Annotated in this window: 10 protein-coding genes and 1 pseudogene; 6 read left to right on the plus strand and 5 right to left on the minus strand. The window is 61.9% G+C overall.

Annotated elements, in window-relative coordinates:
• The 4 genes from rbfA (at position 1) to ACTJGZ_RS09460 (ending at position 5,137) form a co-directional block, all read left to right on the plus strand.
• A complete protein-coding gene (gene rbfA, locus ACTJGZ_RS09445) occupies positions 1 to 402 on the plus strand; it encodes a 30S ribosome-binding factor RbfA (RefSeq protein WP_127773489.1) in 402 nt (133 codons plus the stop codon).
• A 41-nt stretch (positions 403 to 443) separates the two neighbouring features.
• Entirely contained in the window at positions 444 to 1,184 is a 741-nt protein-coding gene (gene truB, locus ACTJGZ_RS09450; protein WP_441662677.1) for a tRNA pseudouridine(55) synthase TruB, read from the plus strand.
• Positions 1,185 to 1,194: 10 nt separating this feature from the next.
• On the plus strand, positions 1,195 to 3,018 hold the full coding sequence (typA, locus tag ACTJGZ_RS09455) for a translational GTPase TypA (protein WP_441662678.1): 1,824 nt from the start codon (positions 1,195 to 1,197) through the stop codon (positions 3,016 to 3,018).
• A gap of 223 nt (positions 3,019 to 3,241) precedes the next feature.
• Entirely contained in the window at positions 3,242 to 5,137 is a 1,896-nt protein-coding gene (locus tag ACTJGZ_RS09460) for an ABC transporter ATP-binding protein (protein WP_441662679.1), read from the plus strand.
• Between the two features lie 75 nt (positions 5,138 to 5,212).
• On the opposite strand, the gene ACTJGZ_RS09465 is transcribed toward ACTJGZ_RS09460, so the two are convergent.
• Positions 5,213 to 5,839 (minus strand): TIGR00730 family Rossman fold protein, encoded by a 627-nt coding sequence (locus tag ACTJGZ_RS09465; protein ID WP_441662685.1) that lies wholly within the window; start codon positions 5,837 to 5,839, stop codon positions 5,213 to 5,215.
• Positions 5,840 to 5,894: 55 nt separating this feature from the next.
• On the opposite strand from ACTJGZ_RS09465, the gene polA reads away from it, so the two are divergent.
• Entirely contained in the window at positions 5,895 to 8,618 is a 2,724-nt protein-coding gene (polA, locus tag ACTJGZ_RS09470; protein ID WP_441662680.1) for a DNA polymerase I, read from the plus strand.
• A gap of 195 nt (positions 8,619 to 8,813) precedes the next feature.
• Here the strand turns inward: polA and htpX are convergent, their stop codons facing one another.
• Positions 8,814 to 9,698 (minus strand): protease HtpX, encoded by an 885-nt coding sequence (gene htpX / locus ACTJGZ_RS09475; RefSeq protein ID WP_441662681.1) that lies wholly within the window; start codon positions 9,696 to 9,698, stop codon positions 8,814 to 8,816.
• Positions 9,699 to 9,928: 230 nt separating this feature from the next.
• Here htpX and ACTJGZ_RS09480 point away from each other — a divergent pair.
• Positions 9,929 to 10,762: pseudogene (locus tag ACTJGZ_RS09480) on the plus strand (DMT family transporter); the annotation flags it as partial.
• A 167-nt stretch (positions 10,763 to 10,929) separates the two neighbouring features.
• Here ACTJGZ_RS09480 and ACTJGZ_RS09485 read toward each other — a convergent pair.
• The 3 genes from ACTJGZ_RS09485 to ACTJGZ_RS09495 all read right to left on the minus strand — a co-directional run bounded on the left by ACTJGZ_RS09485 (position 10,930) and on the right by ACTJGZ_RS09495 (position 15,810).
• Positions 10,930 to 13,119, minus strand: coding sequence for a phosphocholine-specific phospholipase C (locus tag ACTJGZ_RS09485; protein ID WP_441662682.1), 2,190 nt, complete (start codon positions 13,117 to 13,119; stop codon positions 10,930 to 10,932).
• A 279-nt stretch (positions 13,120 to 13,398) separates the two neighbouring features.
• A complete protein-coding gene (locus tag ACTJGZ_RS09490; protein WP_441662683.1) occupies positions 13,399 to 15,576 on the minus strand; it encodes a phosphocholine-specific phospholipase C in 2,178 nt (725 codons plus the stop codon).
• Between the two features lie 30 nt (positions 15,577 to 15,606).
• Positions 15,607 to 15,810, minus strand: a complete 204-nt coding sequence (locus ACTJGZ_RS09495; protein WP_441662684.1) for a hypothetical protein — start codon at positions 15,808 to 15,810, stop codon at positions 15,607 to 15,609.
• Between the last annotated feature and the right edge of the window lie 40 nt (positions 15,811 to 15,850).

Consider the following 15,850-nt stretch of genomic DNA (forward strand, 5'->3'; position numbering starts at 1 on the left):
ATGAGCCGACATAAAAGCAAGTCCATTCCAGGCCGTAATCTCAGGCTGGCCGAACAGATCCAGAAGGATCTGGCCGGCCTGATCCAGCGCGAGTTCGATGTTTCTCGCGCCGGCTTGATCACGCTGTCCGGTGTCGAATTGACGCCGGACTATGCGCACGCCAAGGTGTATTTCACCGTGCTGGGCGCTGAACCCGATGCCACCCAGGTGCTTCTTAATGAGAAGGCTGGCTGGCTGCACTCGCAGCTGTATCGCATGCTGCACATCCACACTGTGCCGACGCTGCATTTCCTGCATGACGACCAGATCGTCCGCGGCCTGGAAATGTCTCAGCTGATCGACCGCGCGATGCGCTCCGGTCCCGATAGCGGCGTGCCTGACGAGCCTGACGACAAGGCCTGACCGGCCGTCGTTTGCGTTTCCCACTTTTCCGGATAAACAAGATGGCCAGACGACGCGGGCAATTGCTCGATGGAGTGCTGTTGCTGGACAAACCCGTGGGTTTGTCCAGCAATCACGCCCTGCAGCGCGCCAAGCGCACGCTGGATGCGGCCAAGGCCGGGCATACCGGCACGCTGGATCCGTTCGCGACGGGGCTGCTGATTTGCTGCCTGGGCAAGGCAACCAAGATTGCAGGCGCAATGCTGGATGCTGATAAGACCTATGTTGCGACCCTCGCTTTTGGCGAGGAAACCGATAGCGGTGACTTGACGGGCAATATCGTCACTCAGGCGCCGGCAACGTTCAGCGGTGTCGAGGCGGCCGCGCTGGACGAAGTGCTGTCACGATTCCGTGGCACATTGGAGCAAGTGCCGCCGATGTATTCCGCCCTGAAAAAGGACGGCAAGCCTTTGTATGTGTACGCGCGCGCCGGGATTGAAATTGAACGTCCGCCGCGCACCGTCACCATTCACAGGCTTGAGCTGCTGGAATTCGACGGGCGCAGCGCCGTCATTGAGGTTGCCTGCAGCAAGGGCACCTATATCCGCACCCTGGCCCAGGACATTGGCCGGGCATTGGGCTGCGGCGCTCACCTGACGGCATTGCGCCGCACTCAGGCGGGGCCTTTCACACTGGATCGTGCCGTGGCGCTGGAAGCATTGCAGTCCATGAGCGATCCCAAGCAGGCCCTGATCGGCCTGGAAGAATTACCCGCGGGCCTATACCCCGCGTCTCGAACCTAAAGGACTTTCTATGACCCGCGCATTGCGTAATGTTGCCATCATCGCTCACGTCGATCACGGCAAGACCACGCTCGTCGATCAACTGTTGCGCCAATCGGGCACGTTCCGTGAGAACCAGCACCTCGATGAGCGTGTGATGGATTCCGGCGATATCGAAAAGGAACGTGGCATCACGATTCTGGCCAAGAACTGTGCGGTCGAATACGAAGGGACGCATATCAACATCGTTGATACCCCGGGGCACGCGGACTTCGGCGGTGAGGTCGAGCGCGTTCTGTCCATGGTCGATGGCGTGCTGCTGCTGGTCGATGCTGTGGAAGGCCCGATGCCGCAGACCCGTTTCGTGACGCGCAAGGCGCTGGAACTGGGCTTGAAGCCTATCGTGGTGGTCAACAAGATTGACCGCCCCGGCGCTCGCCCGGATTTCGCCATCAACGCGACTTTTGATCTGTTCGACAAGCTGGGCGCGACCGAAGAGCAGCTCGACTTCCCGGTGATTTACGCCTCGGGTCTGTCGGGTTACGCCGGCCTGACCGAAGACGTGCGCGAAGGCGATATGCGCCCGCTGTACGACGCCATCCTGAAGTATGTGCCGCAACGTAATGATGATCCCAACGGCCCGCTGCAACTGCAGATCGTGTCGCTGGATTACAGCAGCTACGTCGGCAAGATCGGCGTGGGCCGTATCAACCGCGGCCGCGTGCGTCCGGGGATGGATATTGTTTACCGTTTCGGCCCCGAAGGCGAGACGGGCAAGGGCCGTGTTAACCAGGTGCTGAAATTCCGCGGCCTGGACCGCGTCCTGGTGGACGAAGCCGAAGCTGGCGATATCGTGCTGATCAACGGTATTGAAGAGCTGGGCATTGGCTGCACCGTGGTGGATCCGCTGAATCAGGAAGCGATGCCGCTGCTGCGCATCGACGAGCCGACGCTGGTGATGAACTTCATGGTCAACACCTCGCCGCTGGCCGGCCGTGAAGGCAAGTTCGTGACCAGCCGCCAGATTCGCGAGCGCCTGGACCGCGAACTGAAATCCAACGTGGCGCTGCGCGTGCGCGACACTGACGATGACACCGTGTTTGAAGTGGCTGGCCGGGGCGAATTGCACCTGACCATTCTGTTGGAAAACATGCGCCGCGAAGGCTACGAGCTGGCGGTGTCCCGCCCGCGCGTGGTGTTCAAGGAAATCGACGGCGTGCGCCACGAGCCGTTCGAAATGCTGACGGTGGACCTGGAAGATGGTCATCAGGGCAGCGTGATGGAAGAGCTGGGCCGCCGCAAGGGGGATCTGCAGAATATGGTGCCGGACGGCCGTGGCCGTACCCGCCTGGAATACCGTATTCCGGCGCGTGGTCTGATTGGTTTCCAGAGCGAGTTCTTGACGCTGACGCGCGGGACGGGCCTGATGAGCCACATCTTCGATAGTTATGATGTGGTGCGTGAAGGCAGCGTTGGCGAACGCCGCAATGGGGTGCTGATCAGCCAGGATGATGGCGAAGCGGTGGCCTATGCCTTGTGGAAGCTGCAGGATCGCGGCCGTATGTTCGTGAGCCCGGGCGACCCTCTGTATGAAGGCATGATTATCGGGATTCACAGCCGCGAGAATGACCTGGTGGTCAATCCCGTGCGCGAAAAGAAGCTCACCAACGTGCGTGCTTCCGGTAAGGATGAGCATATTGATCTGGTGCCGACGATCAAGTTGACGCTGGAATATGCTGTCGAGTTTATTGATGATGATGAACTGGTCGAAGTCACGCCCAAGTCCATCCGCTTGCGCAAGCGCTACCTGCAAGAGCATGAGCGCCGCCGCATGGCACGCGAAACCGGTAACTGATCCGGCTAGCCAATCACAATAGACCGACCAGTTTGATGGCGCGCGCGAGCGCGCCATCAAACTGTATTTCCGAAACCGGGCGCCCTGAAGGCGCCCGGTTTTGTTTTCTGTGCCAGCCCCTGCGATAGGCAGGGTTTTTACCGGCGCCAGGGCTGTCCTGGGGCAAGCTATCGGCATGGCTGATGGCTGGTCCGGGCAGAGGCGCTTCTTCCAACGGGGTTTTATGTTTCGATGGTTCGAGAAAAAGCTGCCGCCTTTTGATGCGGCCGAATCTGCCGCCACGCAGGCCAGCGGCCAGCCATTGCCGACAGGCCTGATGCCGTTCATTTGGGCCTGCACGGCAGGCGCGCGCGGCTGGCTGCTGTTGATGGTGCTGTTCACGGCGCTGTGCGGTGCCTTTGAAGCCGCCTTGTACGCCATGCTGGGCAATCTGGTGGATTGGATCGCCAAGGTGCAGCCCGACCGCCTGTGGGCCGATGAAGGCAATACCTTGCTGCTGCTGGCAGCGGTGATCGTCGGCAGTATTTTGCTGATCGCCTTGCAGACGCTGATCAAGCACCAGGTGCTGGCGGGGAATTTCCCGATGATGCTGCGCTGGCGTTTTCACCGCTGGCTGCTGGATCAGAGCCTGTCCTTTTTCCAGGATGAGTTCGCTGGCAGGGTGTCGGCCAAGGTCATGCAGACGGCGCTGGCAGTCCGCGATATCTGCATCATCATTGGCGATGTGCTGGTGTTCATGCTGATCACCGCGACCACCATGGCCTATGTGATTGGCGGTTTTGACGTAGTGTTGCTGCTGCCATTCGGCATTTGGGCGGTTTTGTATATCAGCTGTGTCATCTGGTTTGTGCCACGCTTGGCGCGGACGGCGTCGGCGCAGGCAAGCGCGCGCTCGCTGATGTCGGGGCGGATCACTGACGCCTATACCAATATCGCGACGGTCAAACTGTTTTCCCATGCCGGCCGTGAAGCGGGGTATGCCCGTTCCGCCATGGGCGAATTCCTGGGAACAGTCTATCGCCAGATGCGCCTGATCAGCGGTTTTGAAATCGTCAATCACAGCCTGATGGTGCTGTTGATTCTGTCCACGGCTGGCATGGCGCTGTGGCTGTGGATACAGGGGCAGGTCGGCCCTGGCGCGGTCGCCGCGGCGACTGCGATGGCATTGCGCCTGATCGGTTTGTCGCACTGGATTCTGTGGGAAGTCGCGGCGCTGTTCGAGCATCTGGGAACGGTGCAGGATGGTTTGAATACCATCGCCCGCGAGCACAGCATCCGTGACGCAGGCAAGGCCGAGCCGCTGCGCATCGGCCCGGGCAGGGTGCAAGTGGAGGGCGTCTCGTTCGCTTACGATGCCAAGCATGATCACACGCCGGGCAAAGCCGAGGGCAGCGCGCCTTATTCGGGGCGCCTCGTGCTCGACAACCTTAGCCTGGATATCCGCCCTGGCGAGAAAATCGGTTTGGTGGGACGTTCCGGGGCGGGCAAGTCCACGCTGGTCAATTTGCTGCTGCGTTTCCATGATGTGAGCGCTGGCAAAATCCTGATCGACGGCCAGGATATTGCCAGCGTGACCCAGGAAAGCCTGCGTGCGCAGATAGGCATGGTGACGCAGGACACCTCTTTGCTGCACCGGAGTATCCGCGAAAACATTCTCTATGGGCGGCCCAATGCCAGCGATGAGGAGATGATTGCCGCGGCCCGCCAGGCCGAGGCGCATGACTTCATCATGACTTTGCGCGATGCGCATGGCCGTAGCGGTTATGACGTGCAGGTGGGCGAGCGGGGCGTGAAACTCTCGGGAGGCCAGCGCCAGCGTATCGCCATTGCCCGGGTCATGCTGAAAAATGCGCCCATCCTGCTGCTTGATGAAGCGACCAGCGCGCTGGATTCCGAAGTGGAGCAGGCGATTCAGTCCAGCCTGGATACGCTGATGGAAGGTAAAACGGTGATTGCCATTGCCCACCGCCTCTCAACCATTGCGGCAATGGATAGGCTGATCGTGCTGGAACGGGGGCGTATTGCGGAAATGGGCTCGCATGCGGCCCTGCTGGAAACCGACGGGATTTATGCTCGTCTGTGGAAACACCAGAGTGGCGGTTTCCTGACACGAGAGTAAGCCCTGGGTCAGACCGCCGGTGCCTCACAGAGCATCGGCGGTCTGGTTCGGGAGCCTGCGCGCAGCGGCTGGCGATCAGGTTGGCAGGGTAGGCGCGTAATCGACGCTGGACGGCAGGCAGTTGCAGCACTCGGTGACGTGCTTGACGACTTGTTCGGGGTCGTCGGCCAGGAACAGCAGGTCGGCTTCTTCCTGGCGGATCGTGCCGGTCTCTACCATTTTGGTGCGTATCCAGTCGATCATGCCCGCCCAGTATTCCGTTCCCATCAGCACAATCGGCCCCTTGGGGATCTTGTTGGTCTGAATCAGGGTCAGGGCTTCGAACAGTTCATCCAGCGTGCCGAAGCCGCCGGGCAGCGTGATATACGCCGCGCTGTGCATGAAGAAGGTGGCCTTGCGCGAGTTGAAGTACTCGAAAGTCAGGGCGATGGTCTGATAACCATTGTGATGTTGCTCGTGCGGCAGCACAATATTCAGGCCGATGCTGGTGCCCTTGGCTTCGATGGCGCCTTTATTGGCTGCCTCCATGATGCCGGGGCCGCCGCCGGCGATAATGGCAAAGCCTGCCTGTGCCAGGCGGCGGCTGATATCCTCGGCCATGGCATAGTAAGGGGAGTCGCGCTGAATGCGCGCGCTGCCGAAAATGCTGACGGCAGGGCCGACATGAGCCAGCGCGTCAGCGGCTGTTTCTATCTCTGACATAATGCCGGGTGTTTGCCGGCCGACCGGCGTTGCCGTCTGTTTTCTTTGAGTGGTCATGAATAAAACCTTGTTGCTGGTCGATGGATCGAGCTATCTCTACCGCGCTTATCACGCCATGCCGGATCTGCGCAATGCCCAGGGCGAGCCCACAGGGGCATTGTATGGGGTGATCAATATGCTGCGGCGGCTGACCCAGGATTATCAAGCGGATTATGCGGCTTGTATCTTCGATGCGAAAGGAAAAACTTTCCGCGACGATTTGTATCCTGAGTACAAAGCTCAGCGTCCTTCGATGCCCGAAGACCTCGCCGCGCAGATTGAAGCCATTCATGAATCGGTGCGGGCGCTGGGCTGGCCGGTATTGACCATAGGCGGGGTCGAGGCTGACGATGTGATAGGCACGCTGGCGCTGCAAGCTGAACAGGCTGGCATGCAGGTAGTGGTTTCAACCGGTGACAAGGATCTCGCGCAATTGGTGACGCCGCAGGTCACGCTGGTGAACACCATGAGCGGCGAAGTGCTGAGCCCCGATGCCGTCAAACAGAAATTCGGCGTAGATCCGGATCACATCGTGGACTACCTGATGCTGATCGGCGATACCGTGGACAATGTGCCGGGGGTGACCAAGGTCGGGCCAAAAACCGCCGTGAAATGGCTGGATGCCTATGGCGATATCGCTGGCCTGGTGGCGGCGGCGGCAGAGATCAAAGGGGTGGCGGGCGAGAATCTGCGCCAGGCCATCGGGCAATTCGGTATGACGCGTGAACTGTTGACGGTCAAGACGGATTGCGAGCTGGATCCGGCGATCGCCAGCCTGGATGCGCTGAAGATGCGCCAGCCCGATACGGCAAAACTGGTGGATCTGTATAACCGTTACGGCTTTCGCACCTGGCTGCGCGACCTGACCGGCGACCAGGAACGTATTCCCGAAGGCGATAGCCGCATCGCAGCCGACACGGCGGAACAGCCGGCCGTGGAGGCCGACTATGAAACGGTCACAACGCCCGAGCAGCTACAGGCCTGGGTGGAGCGCATCAATCAGGCCGAGCTGGTGGCGCTGGATACGGAAACGACATCGCTGGATGCCATGCAGGCCCGGTTGGTCGGCTTGTCATTGGCCGTGCGCCCGGGGCAGGCTTGCTATATCCCTGTGGCGCATCGCGGGCCGGATCAGCCTGAGCAATTGCCGTTGGCGCAGGTGCTGGAAGCCTTGCGGCCCTGGCTGGAAAACCCGGCGAAGGCCAAGCTGCTGCATCACGCCAAATACGACACCCATGTCCTGGCCAATGAAGGCGTGCGCTTGCTGGGCGTCAAACACGACACCATGCTGCAGGCCTATGCGCTGGAGTCGCATCGCAGCGTCGGCATGAACGAATTGGCGCAGCGCTGGCTGGGCCGTTCGGGTGTGGCCTATGAAGACTTGTGCGGCAAGGGGGCCAAGCAGATCGGTTTTGATGAAGTGCCGCTGGAACAGGCGGCCCACTATGCCAGCGAGGACGCGGATTTCACGTTTGCGCTGCATGAGGCGCTGTATCCGAAGGTGCGGGAGGAGGCGGGGCTGCTGGCCACTTACGAGCTGGAAATGCTGGTGTTCCATGTACTGTGGCAGGTGGAGCGCAATGGGGTCTTGATAGATGCCCAGGAATTGGGGCGCCAGAGCCATGAAATCGGCCAGCAACTGGTGTCGCTGGAGCAGCGTGCCTATGAGATTGCAGGGCAGCCCTTCAATCTCAATTCGCCCAAGCAGCTAGGGGAAATCTTGTTTGGCCGCATGCAATTGCCGGTCATTCGCAAAACCGCAGGGGGAGCGCCCTCCACCGATGAGGAAGTGCTGAGCAAACTGGCCCAGGACTACCCCCTGCCGCAGGTATTGCTCGAGTACCGCGGCCTGGCCAAACTGAAGTCAACCTATACCGACAAGCTGCCGCGCATGATCAACGCGGCCACGGGGCGAGTGCATACCAATTATGCGCAGGCGGCTGTCATTACCGGCAGGCTGGCGTCCTCCGATCCCAATTTGCAGAACATCCCGGTACGCACCGAAGCCGGACGCCGGGTGCGGCGCGCCTTTATCGCCCCGGCCGGGCGCGTGATTGTGTCGGCCGACTATTCGCAGATTGAATTGCGTGTCATGGCGCATATCTCGGGTGATACCAATTTGCAGCAGGCATTTGCCGATGGCAAGGATATTCACCGGGCGACGGCGTCGGAAGTGTTCGGCGTGCCTTTGGGCGAGGTGTCGGCTGAACAGCGGCGGGCAGCCAAAGCGATTAATTTCGGCCTGATCTATGGCATGAGCGCGTTTGGCCTGGCCGGTAATCTGGGGATTACGCGTGATGCCGCGCAATCGTATATCGACCGCTACTTCCACCGTTACCCCGGCGTGGCGCGCTACATGGACGACATCCGTCAACAGGCGCGCGAACTGGGTTATGTGGAAACGGTTTTCGGGCGCAGGCTGTGGCTGCCGGAAATCCGTGGCGGTTCCGGCCCGCGCCGCCAGGCGGCCGAGCGCGCGGCGATCAATGCGCCCATGCAAGGCACGGCTGCCGATCTGATCAAGAAAGCCATGGTGGCGGTGCAGGATTGGCTGGATCAGGAAAAACTGGCCAGTCTGCTCATCATGCAGGTGCATGATGAATTGGTGCTGGAAGTCCCGGAAGCGGAGCTGGAACGAGTGCGCAAGCAACTGCCTGTCCTGATGTGCGATGTGGCCAGTCTGGCTGTTCCCTTGGTGGCGGAAGTTGGCACCGGAGAGGACTGGGAGCATGCGCACTGAGTCTGTCAGGCCAGGGCGCCGCCGGGTGGGCGGCGCTTGCGGATGAGGTGCGGTGACAAGGCATGAAAAAACCGGCGTCCTGTTCAGGAACGCCGGTTTTTTTGCCGGACGGGCCGCCCGCTGGAGGGCTGCGCCTGGCGGTGAATTGCCAGGTCTTGGGCGGCATGGCCTCGATGGTCTTGGTTGTCAGAGGCCTTAGAACTGGCTGACTTGCTGCAGGGCCTGAATGCGTTCGGGGATAGGCGGGTGAGTCGCGAAGAGGGCGGCGATGCCTTTGCCGCCGGTAATGCCCGAGGCTTCGAAGTTCTTCGGCAGTTCGCCTGCCTCGACGCCGCCCAGGCGGCGCAGGGCGCGAATCATCGGGTCACGGCCGCCCAGCAGGCGGGCGGAACCGGCGTCGGCGCGGAATTCACGCTGGCGCGAGAACCAGGCCACGATGATGGAGGCCAGGATGCCGAACAGGATCTCACAGGCGATGGTGGTGACGAAGTAACCGATGCCGCCGCCTTCGCGGTCATTTTTCAGCAGCACGCGGTCCACGAAGTAGGCGACGATGCGGGCGAAGAACACCACAAAGGTATTGACCACGCCCTGGATCAGGGTCAGCGTCACCATGTCGCCATTGGCAATGTGTGCGACTTCGTGCGCCAGCACGGCGGCGACTTCTTCTTCCGTCATGCTTTGCAGCAAGCCAGTGGAAACGGCCACCAGGGAGTTATTGCGAAAAGCGCCGGTTGCAAAAGCATTGGGGGCGCCTTCGTAGATGGCGACTTCAGGGCGGCCGATACCGGCGCGGTCCGCCAGCTGATGCACGGTTTCGACCAGCCAGGCTTCACGGCCGTTGGCGGGGGCTTGCGGATTGATAACGCGCGCGCCCGTGCTGAACTTGGCCATGGGCTTGCTGATGAGCAGCGAAATGATGGCGCCGGTAAAACCGACGACCAGCGAGAAGACCAGCAGCGCGCCGAAATCCAGGCCTTGCTGCGTCATGTAGCGATCTACGCCCAGCAAGCGCAAGGTAATGCTGAGCACGACGATGACCGCCAGGTTGGTCAGGAGGAAGAGAGCGATTCGTTTCATGGCATGTTTTCTGTTTTGCATGAGTCGGACGGGTTCCCGCGTTGGACCCGTTACGGCTGGATGTGTTCCGTGATTGCGCCTGGGGGTCCAGTGGACTGGATCCTGTTTCCCCGTTTGCTTCACGCATGGCACGGAGCAAGAGTATAGTAGGGCCGTTATGCCATTTTGCAATGGCGCCATCGCGTATTTTTGGGGCGGCAGCCCCTCATTTTTCTGGATTTTTCCGCAATATGCAGGCCTTGTGGATGCTGCTGGCCTCGGCCATGTTTGCCCTGATGGGGGCATTCGTCAAACTGTCCTCGGAACAGGGCGCATCGCTGGCACAGGTCGTGCTCTTGCGGGGCCTGCCGTCGGTGGTCTTTCTGCTGGTCTGGGCCAACGTTCATCATTACAGTATCGCGCCCAAACGCTGGAAGCCGCACATCCTGCGCAATCTCGCCGGGGTCACGTCGATGTGGCTGGGGTTTTATGCGCTGTCGCAATTGCCCCTGGCCACGGCAACCAGCCTGAGCTATACCGCGCCGCTGTTCATCGCCGTCTTCCTGATGGCGACCGATGGCAAGAGCCGTGACTGGTTGCGCATGCTGGCTGTCATGTTGGGGTTTGTGGGGGTGCTGGCGGTATTGCGTCCCAGCATCGGCCCGCAACAATTGGTGGCGGCCGGAGCCGGGCTGGTCTCTGGCGCGCTGGCTGCCATTGCCATGCTGCAAATCAGGAAGCTGGGCCGGGAGGGTGAGTCCGAGTGGCGTACTGTCCTGTTCTTTTCCTGTGGCGTGTGTTTGAGCAGCGGAATCGGCCTGGGCATCACCGGCTGGGGCGACACGGATTGGAAAGGCTGGCTGATGCTGCTGGGAGTGGGCACCAGCGGTTTGGTCGGGCAACTGGCGATGACGCGGGCGTTCGGTTCCGGCGCCGCGCTCTTGACGGCTGCCTTGCAGTACACCACGATTATTTTCTCGGCCTTGACTGGCATGGCGCTATGGCATGACACGCCAGACGCGATGGCCTGGGCCGGCATGATCGGTATTATTGCGGCCGGTTTGCTGTCGGCCTGGCGCACCATGGTGGAAAGCCGGCGGGCGCAGGTTCAGGCCGAAGCGGAAGCCGCGGCGGCGGCGGTGGCGGCTGCCGCCGTTGCCCCGGCGGCGCCAGCCGCCGATTTGCTGCAGGATGTTCCGGCGGTGGAAACGGAGCCCGGCGCACCGGCCGCCAGAGTCTCCGCTTCCTGAGATTACAGCGCGCTGCCCATGGCCGGGTCGCTGATGGCGTCCTTGCCGGTTTCGACCCGACCGGCGAAGCGCCGCGCCCAGCCCTCCAGTTCCGCAACCGTCACGGTGAAGTCATACCAGTGGCCGCTGGTTGAAAGATCCCAGTGCAGGGAGGCGGGCGTATTTCCGGGCATGACATCGACTTCACGCAAGGCTTCGTCGCCCAGGTAGGCATTGGCGCGGATGGTAGCGCGATAGGTTTGCGTGCCGCGGTTGAGCAATTCCAGGTAGATATCACCCTGGGCAATGTCATAGCAGACCCGGCTTTCCGGGGCAGGCACGCCGGGCAGCATTTCCTGGTTGGTGTTGCCGCGGAAGTGGCGATGAAAGCCATTGGGGCCGAGCACCCAGAGATCGTAACGCCCGTTGTCCAGATCGACCGTATTCCAGAAGCCGTTGAGCTGTTTGCCTGCGCCCACGGTATAGCGGCGCGGGACGCGGTCCAGGTGCAGCTTGTCATAGACATGGAAGACGCCCGCCTGGCTGCCGGTATTGGAGAACAGGAGCCAGATGCCGCCTGTTGAGGCTTCTACCCGCGCGCTGGTGTGCATTTCATAGGGCAGGGCGCGGGAGGGGCGGATGGCCAGGGCCTGGCTGGGGGGCAGTTGATTGCCCGCCGCCGGCACGGGGACTGGCAGCTTCAGGCCTTGAGATAAGCGGATGCGGTCCACGGCTTCTTTTTCCAGCTTGATCAGTTCCGGCAATGGTCCGGTATTGGGATTGCCGAAGTCGAAACAGCTGCTCAGGTCGCCCAGCACGGCGCGGCGCCAGGGGCTGATATTGGTTTCGGCGACACCGAAGCGGGCTTCCAGAAAGCGCAGCACCGAGGTGTGGTCGAAAGCCTGGGAGTTGACCCAGCCGCCCCGGCTCCAGGGGGACACGACGTACATGGGCACGCGCGGGCCCGGGCCGTACACCTTGCCATCGGGCTTGTCATGAGCGGATGCCACGCGGTGGTACTCGGCTGCCGTGTCTTCGGTGGAATCGCCTGCGACGCTGCCGTCCGGGTTCAGCGAGGGGGCGGCGGGCGGCGGCAGGTGGTCGAAGAAACCGTCGTTTTCGTCAAAGTTGATCAGGAGCACCGTTTTGCTCCAGATGTCCGGGTTGGCCGTCAGCGCGTCCAGGACTTCCGAGATATACCAGGCGCCCTGGATCGGACTGGAAGGCAGCGGATGTTCGGAATAGAACGCGGGGGCAACGATCCACGACACCTGGGGCAGCATGCCGCTGGCGATATCATCGCGCAGCGCCTGCAGGAAGCCGCCGTCCGGCATGGTGTTGGCTACACCTTTGTAGAGCGGGTTGCCCGCATCGAAGGCGGGCTGCCAGGCTGGATAGGGCAAACCGCCGCTGAGATTGCCGTGATTTTTATTGGCCTGACGGTATTGCTGAAAGCCGGCCAGCGGGTTGTCGGTGAAGTTGTCCGGCAGGTTCTGGTAAAGCTTCCAGGTGACGCCGGCTTCCTGCAGGCGTTCCGGGTAGGTCGTCCAGGTCCAGCCGCTGCGGGGCGAATCCAGAGAGTCGAAGCGGTTGCGGGTGGACGGGCCATTGCCCAGCCCAAAGGGGTCGTTGGTGCCGCTCCAGTGGAACAGGCGGTTGGTATTGGTGCCGCCGTGCAAGGCGCAGTGATAGGCGTCGCAGAGCGTGAAGGCATCGGCCAGGGCCGCCTGGAAGGCGACTTCCTGTTCCTGGTAATAGCCCATGGAGCGGTCGGTTTTTTCTGCGGGCCATTGCGTCATGCGGCCGCTGTCCCAGGCTTTCTGGGCATCCGGATAGTCGTGCGGCGTGCCCAGCACGCGCTGGGCATTGCCTTTTTCGCTATCCAGGTGATAGGGCATGACGATGCGCTTGCCATTGGACTGTTCCCAGACGCTGCGGCCATCGGGCAGGGGAATCGTGAAACGGTCGGCAAAGCCGCGCACGCCCGGCAGGGTGCCAAAGTAGTGGTCGAAAGAACGGTTTTCCTGCATCAGGATCACGACGTGTTCCACGTCGCGAATGGTGCCGGTGCGGTTGTTGGCCGGAATGGCCAAGGCCTTGCGGATGGCCGGCGGAAAAGAGGCCAGGGCGGCGCTGCCGCCTGCGCCGTACAGGGTGCTGCGCAGAAAGCTGCGTTTATCGCGGGAAAAACCCGGGTGTGCTTCGTTCGTCATTGTGTGGTGAGAAATGGCTGGAGTGAAGGCAAAAATGTTCCTGGCCATATGGTCGGTGCCACGGGTGAAGCAGGCATGACGGCTAAGGTAAAAAACCTGATCGCCTAATCAAGGTTTTTGTTGTGTTCGGGCATAAAAAAAGCAGGCGGCCAGATCCGGCCTGAGGGGGCGGGTGGCTGCCTGCAAAGCCGCCGCCGTCCGAATGGACGGGTGCCTGTCGGGCGGCGGCGGTAGGGGACGAATACGTAATACGTGGATTAAGCGTGTGTACTGGCGTGCTCAGGCCTGGCCCATGGCCGGGTCGCTGATGGAATCCCTGCCGGTTTCGACGCGGCCGGCAAAGCGCCGCGACCAGCCGGGCAGGCCGTCGATGGTGACGGTGAAGTCATACCAGTGGCCACAGTCCGAGAGATCCCAGTGCTGCTCCGCCAGGCTGAGGGCGCCGACCTCCATCTCCCAGCCCGCGCCGGTAAAGTAGGCATTGGCCTGGATATGGGCGCGGAAATCGGTCTTGCCGCGATTGAGCGCCTGCAGATAGACATTGCCGTTGGCGATGTCGTAGCACACCCGGATTTCCGGGTTAACGGCGTCCGGCAAGGCCAGGGCATTCACATCGCCCTGGAAATGACGGTGGTAGCCGTTGGGCCCCAGCACCCAGAGGTCATAGGTGCCGTTATCCTGTTCGGCGGCATTCCAGAAACCGTTGAGCTGTTTGCCCGGTTCCACGGTATAGCGGCGCGGGACGCGGTCCAGGTGTTTTTTGTCATACACATGGAACACCCCGGCCTGGGTGCCGGTATTGGAGAACATCAGCCAGAGGCCGCCGGCAGAGACATCGGCGCGGGCGCTGGTGTGCATTTCATAAGGCAGCGCGCGTGACGGACGAATGGCGAGCGGCTGCACGGGCAGCGACTGGTTGTTGACGCTGGGCACCGGAACCTGGGACAGACGGTCCTGGGTGGCGCGCAACTGATCAACCGCCTGCTTTTCCAGTTTCACCAGTTCCGGCAGCGGGCCATGGTTGGGGGTGGAAAAATCGAAGCAACTGGTCAGGTCGCCCAGCACGGCGCGGCGCCAGGGGCTGATATTGGTTTCGGCGACACCGAAGCGGGCTTCCAGAAAGCGCAGCACCGAGGTGTGGTCGAAAGCCTGTGAGTTGACCCAGCCGCCCCGGCTCCAGGGGGACACGATATACATGGGCACGCGCGGGCCCGGGCCGTACACCTTGCCATCCTGGCCATCCTGGCGCGAGGGCACCAGGTGATGATCCAGCGTGGAATCCACCGTGGTGTCACCGATCAATTGGCCGTCCGCGTCCAGCGAGGGGGCGGCGGGCGGCGGCAGGTGGTCGAAGAAACCGTCGTTTTCATCAAAGTTGATCAGGAGCACGGTCTTGCTCCAGATGTCCGGGTTGGCCGTCAGCGCGTCCAGGACTTCCGAGATATACCAGGCGCCCTGGATCGGGCTGGAGGGGCCGGGGTGTTCGGAATAGGTGGCGGGGGCGACGATCCATGACACCTGGGGCAGGGTGCCGCTGGCGACGTCGTCGCGCAGCGCCTGCAGAAAGCCGCCGTCCGGCATGGTATTGGCCACGCCCTTGTAGAGCGGGTTGCCCGCGTCGAAGGCGGGTTCCCAGGCCGGGTACGGGCTGCCGTCACTGCGATTGCCATGCTGCTCGTTGGCGCGGCGGTACTGGCGGAAGCCTGCCAGGGAGTTGTCGGTGAAATTGTCAGGCAGGTTCTGGTACACCTTCCAGGTGACGCCAGCTTCCTGCAGGCGTTCCGGGTAAGTGGTCCAGGTCCAGCCGCTGCCGGAGGCGCCCAGCGCGTCATCCTGGTTCTGGGTCGAGGGGCCGCCGTGCGTGCCCTGCGGATCGTTGGTGCCGGTCCACAGGAACAGGCGGTTGGTATTCGTGCCGCCATGCGTGGAGCAATGGTAGGCGTCACAAAGGGTGAAGGCATCGGCCAGCGCGACCTGGAAGGCGACTTCTTGCTCCTGGAAATAGCCCATGGAGGTGTTGGTCTTGTGGCGCGGCCATTGATCCATACGGCCGCTGTCCCAGGCCTTCTGGGCGTCAGGGTAGTTATGCGGCGTGCCGCTGACGCGCTGCGCGTTGCCCTGTTCGCTGTTCAGGTGATAAGGCAGGACGATGCGGTTACCGTTGGACTGTTCCCAGACACTGCGGCCGTCTGGCAGCGGAATGGTGATGCGGTCGGCGAAGCCGCGCACGCCGGGAAGGGTGCCGAAGTAGTTATCGAAAGAGCGGTTTTCCTGCATCAGAATGACGACGTGTTCGACGTCATTGATGGTGCCGGTGCGGTTGTTGGCCGGAATGGCCAGGGCCTTGCGGATGGCCGGCGGGAAGGCGGCCAGGGCGACGCTGCCGCCAGCGCCGTAGAGGGCGCTGCGCAGGAAATGCCGCTTGGGGGCAGAAGCGGGGGCGGTGTGTTTTGCCATGGTGATCGTTATCTAGCGGTGGCAATGCGTTCAGGGGGCGCAGCGCAGGTCGGGGCGCGGCGTTTCCGGGTCGGTGGGATGAGTCGGCGTTTCGGTATCACCGCCGTCGCCGCCCGTGCCGTTATCGCTGTCACTGCCGCCGCCGCAGGCCGCCATCAGAGAGACAAGGGCCAGCGAGGCCAGGGTCATGGGAATACGGCGCAGCCAGGAGGGAATAGGAGAGGAAAAAATCATGATCGTTGCTCGCTTTATTGCAGGAGTTCACGCACGGATT

The organism is Kerstersia sp., assembly GCF_052103615.1.
Classification (GTDB): domain Bacteria; phylum Pseudomonadota; class Gammaproteobacteria; order Burkholderiales; family Burkholderiaceae_B; genus Kerstersia.

Bases quoted from the DNA above. Each gene is read 5' to 3' on its own strand.
- rbfA (WP_127773489.1), top strand. From the start codon at position 1: ATGAGCCGACATAAAAGCAAGTCCATTCCAGGCCGTAATCTCAGGCTG.
- truB (WP_441662677.1), top strand. From the start codon at position 444: ATGGCCAGACGACGCGGGCAATTGCTCGATGGAGTGCTGTTGCTGGAC.
- typA (WP_441662678.1), top strand. From the start codon at position 1,195: ATGACCCGCGCATTGCGTAATGTTGCCATCATCGCTCACGTCGATCAC.
- ACTJGZ_RS09460 (WP_441662679.1), top strand. From the start codon at position 3,242: ATGTTTCGATGGTTCGAGAAAAAGCTGCCGCCTTTTGATGCGGCCGAA.
- ACTJGZ_RS09465 (WP_441662685.1), bottom strand. From the start codon at position 5,839: ATGTCAGAGATAGAAACAGCCGCTGACGCGCTGGCTCATGTCGGCCCT.
- polA (WP_441662680.1), top strand. From the start codon at position 5,895: ATGAATAAAACCTTGTTGCTGGTCGATGGATCGAGCTATCTCTACCGC.
- htpX (WP_441662681.1), bottom strand. From the start codon at position 9,698: ATGAAACGAATCGCTCTCTTCCTCCTGACCAACCTGGCGGTCATCGTC.
- ACTJGZ_RS09485 (WP_441662682.1), bottom strand. From the start codon at position 13,119: ATGACGAACGAAGCACACCCGGGTTTTTCCCGCGATAAACGCAGCTTT.
- ACTJGZ_RS09490 (WP_441662683.1), bottom strand. From the start codon at position 15,576: ATGGCAAAACACACCGCCCCCGCTTCTGCCCCCAAGCGGCATTTCCTG.
- ACTJGZ_RS09495 (WP_441662684.1), bottom strand. From the start codon at position 15,810: ATGATTTTTTCCTCTCCTATTCCCTCCTGGCTGCGCCGTATTCCCATG.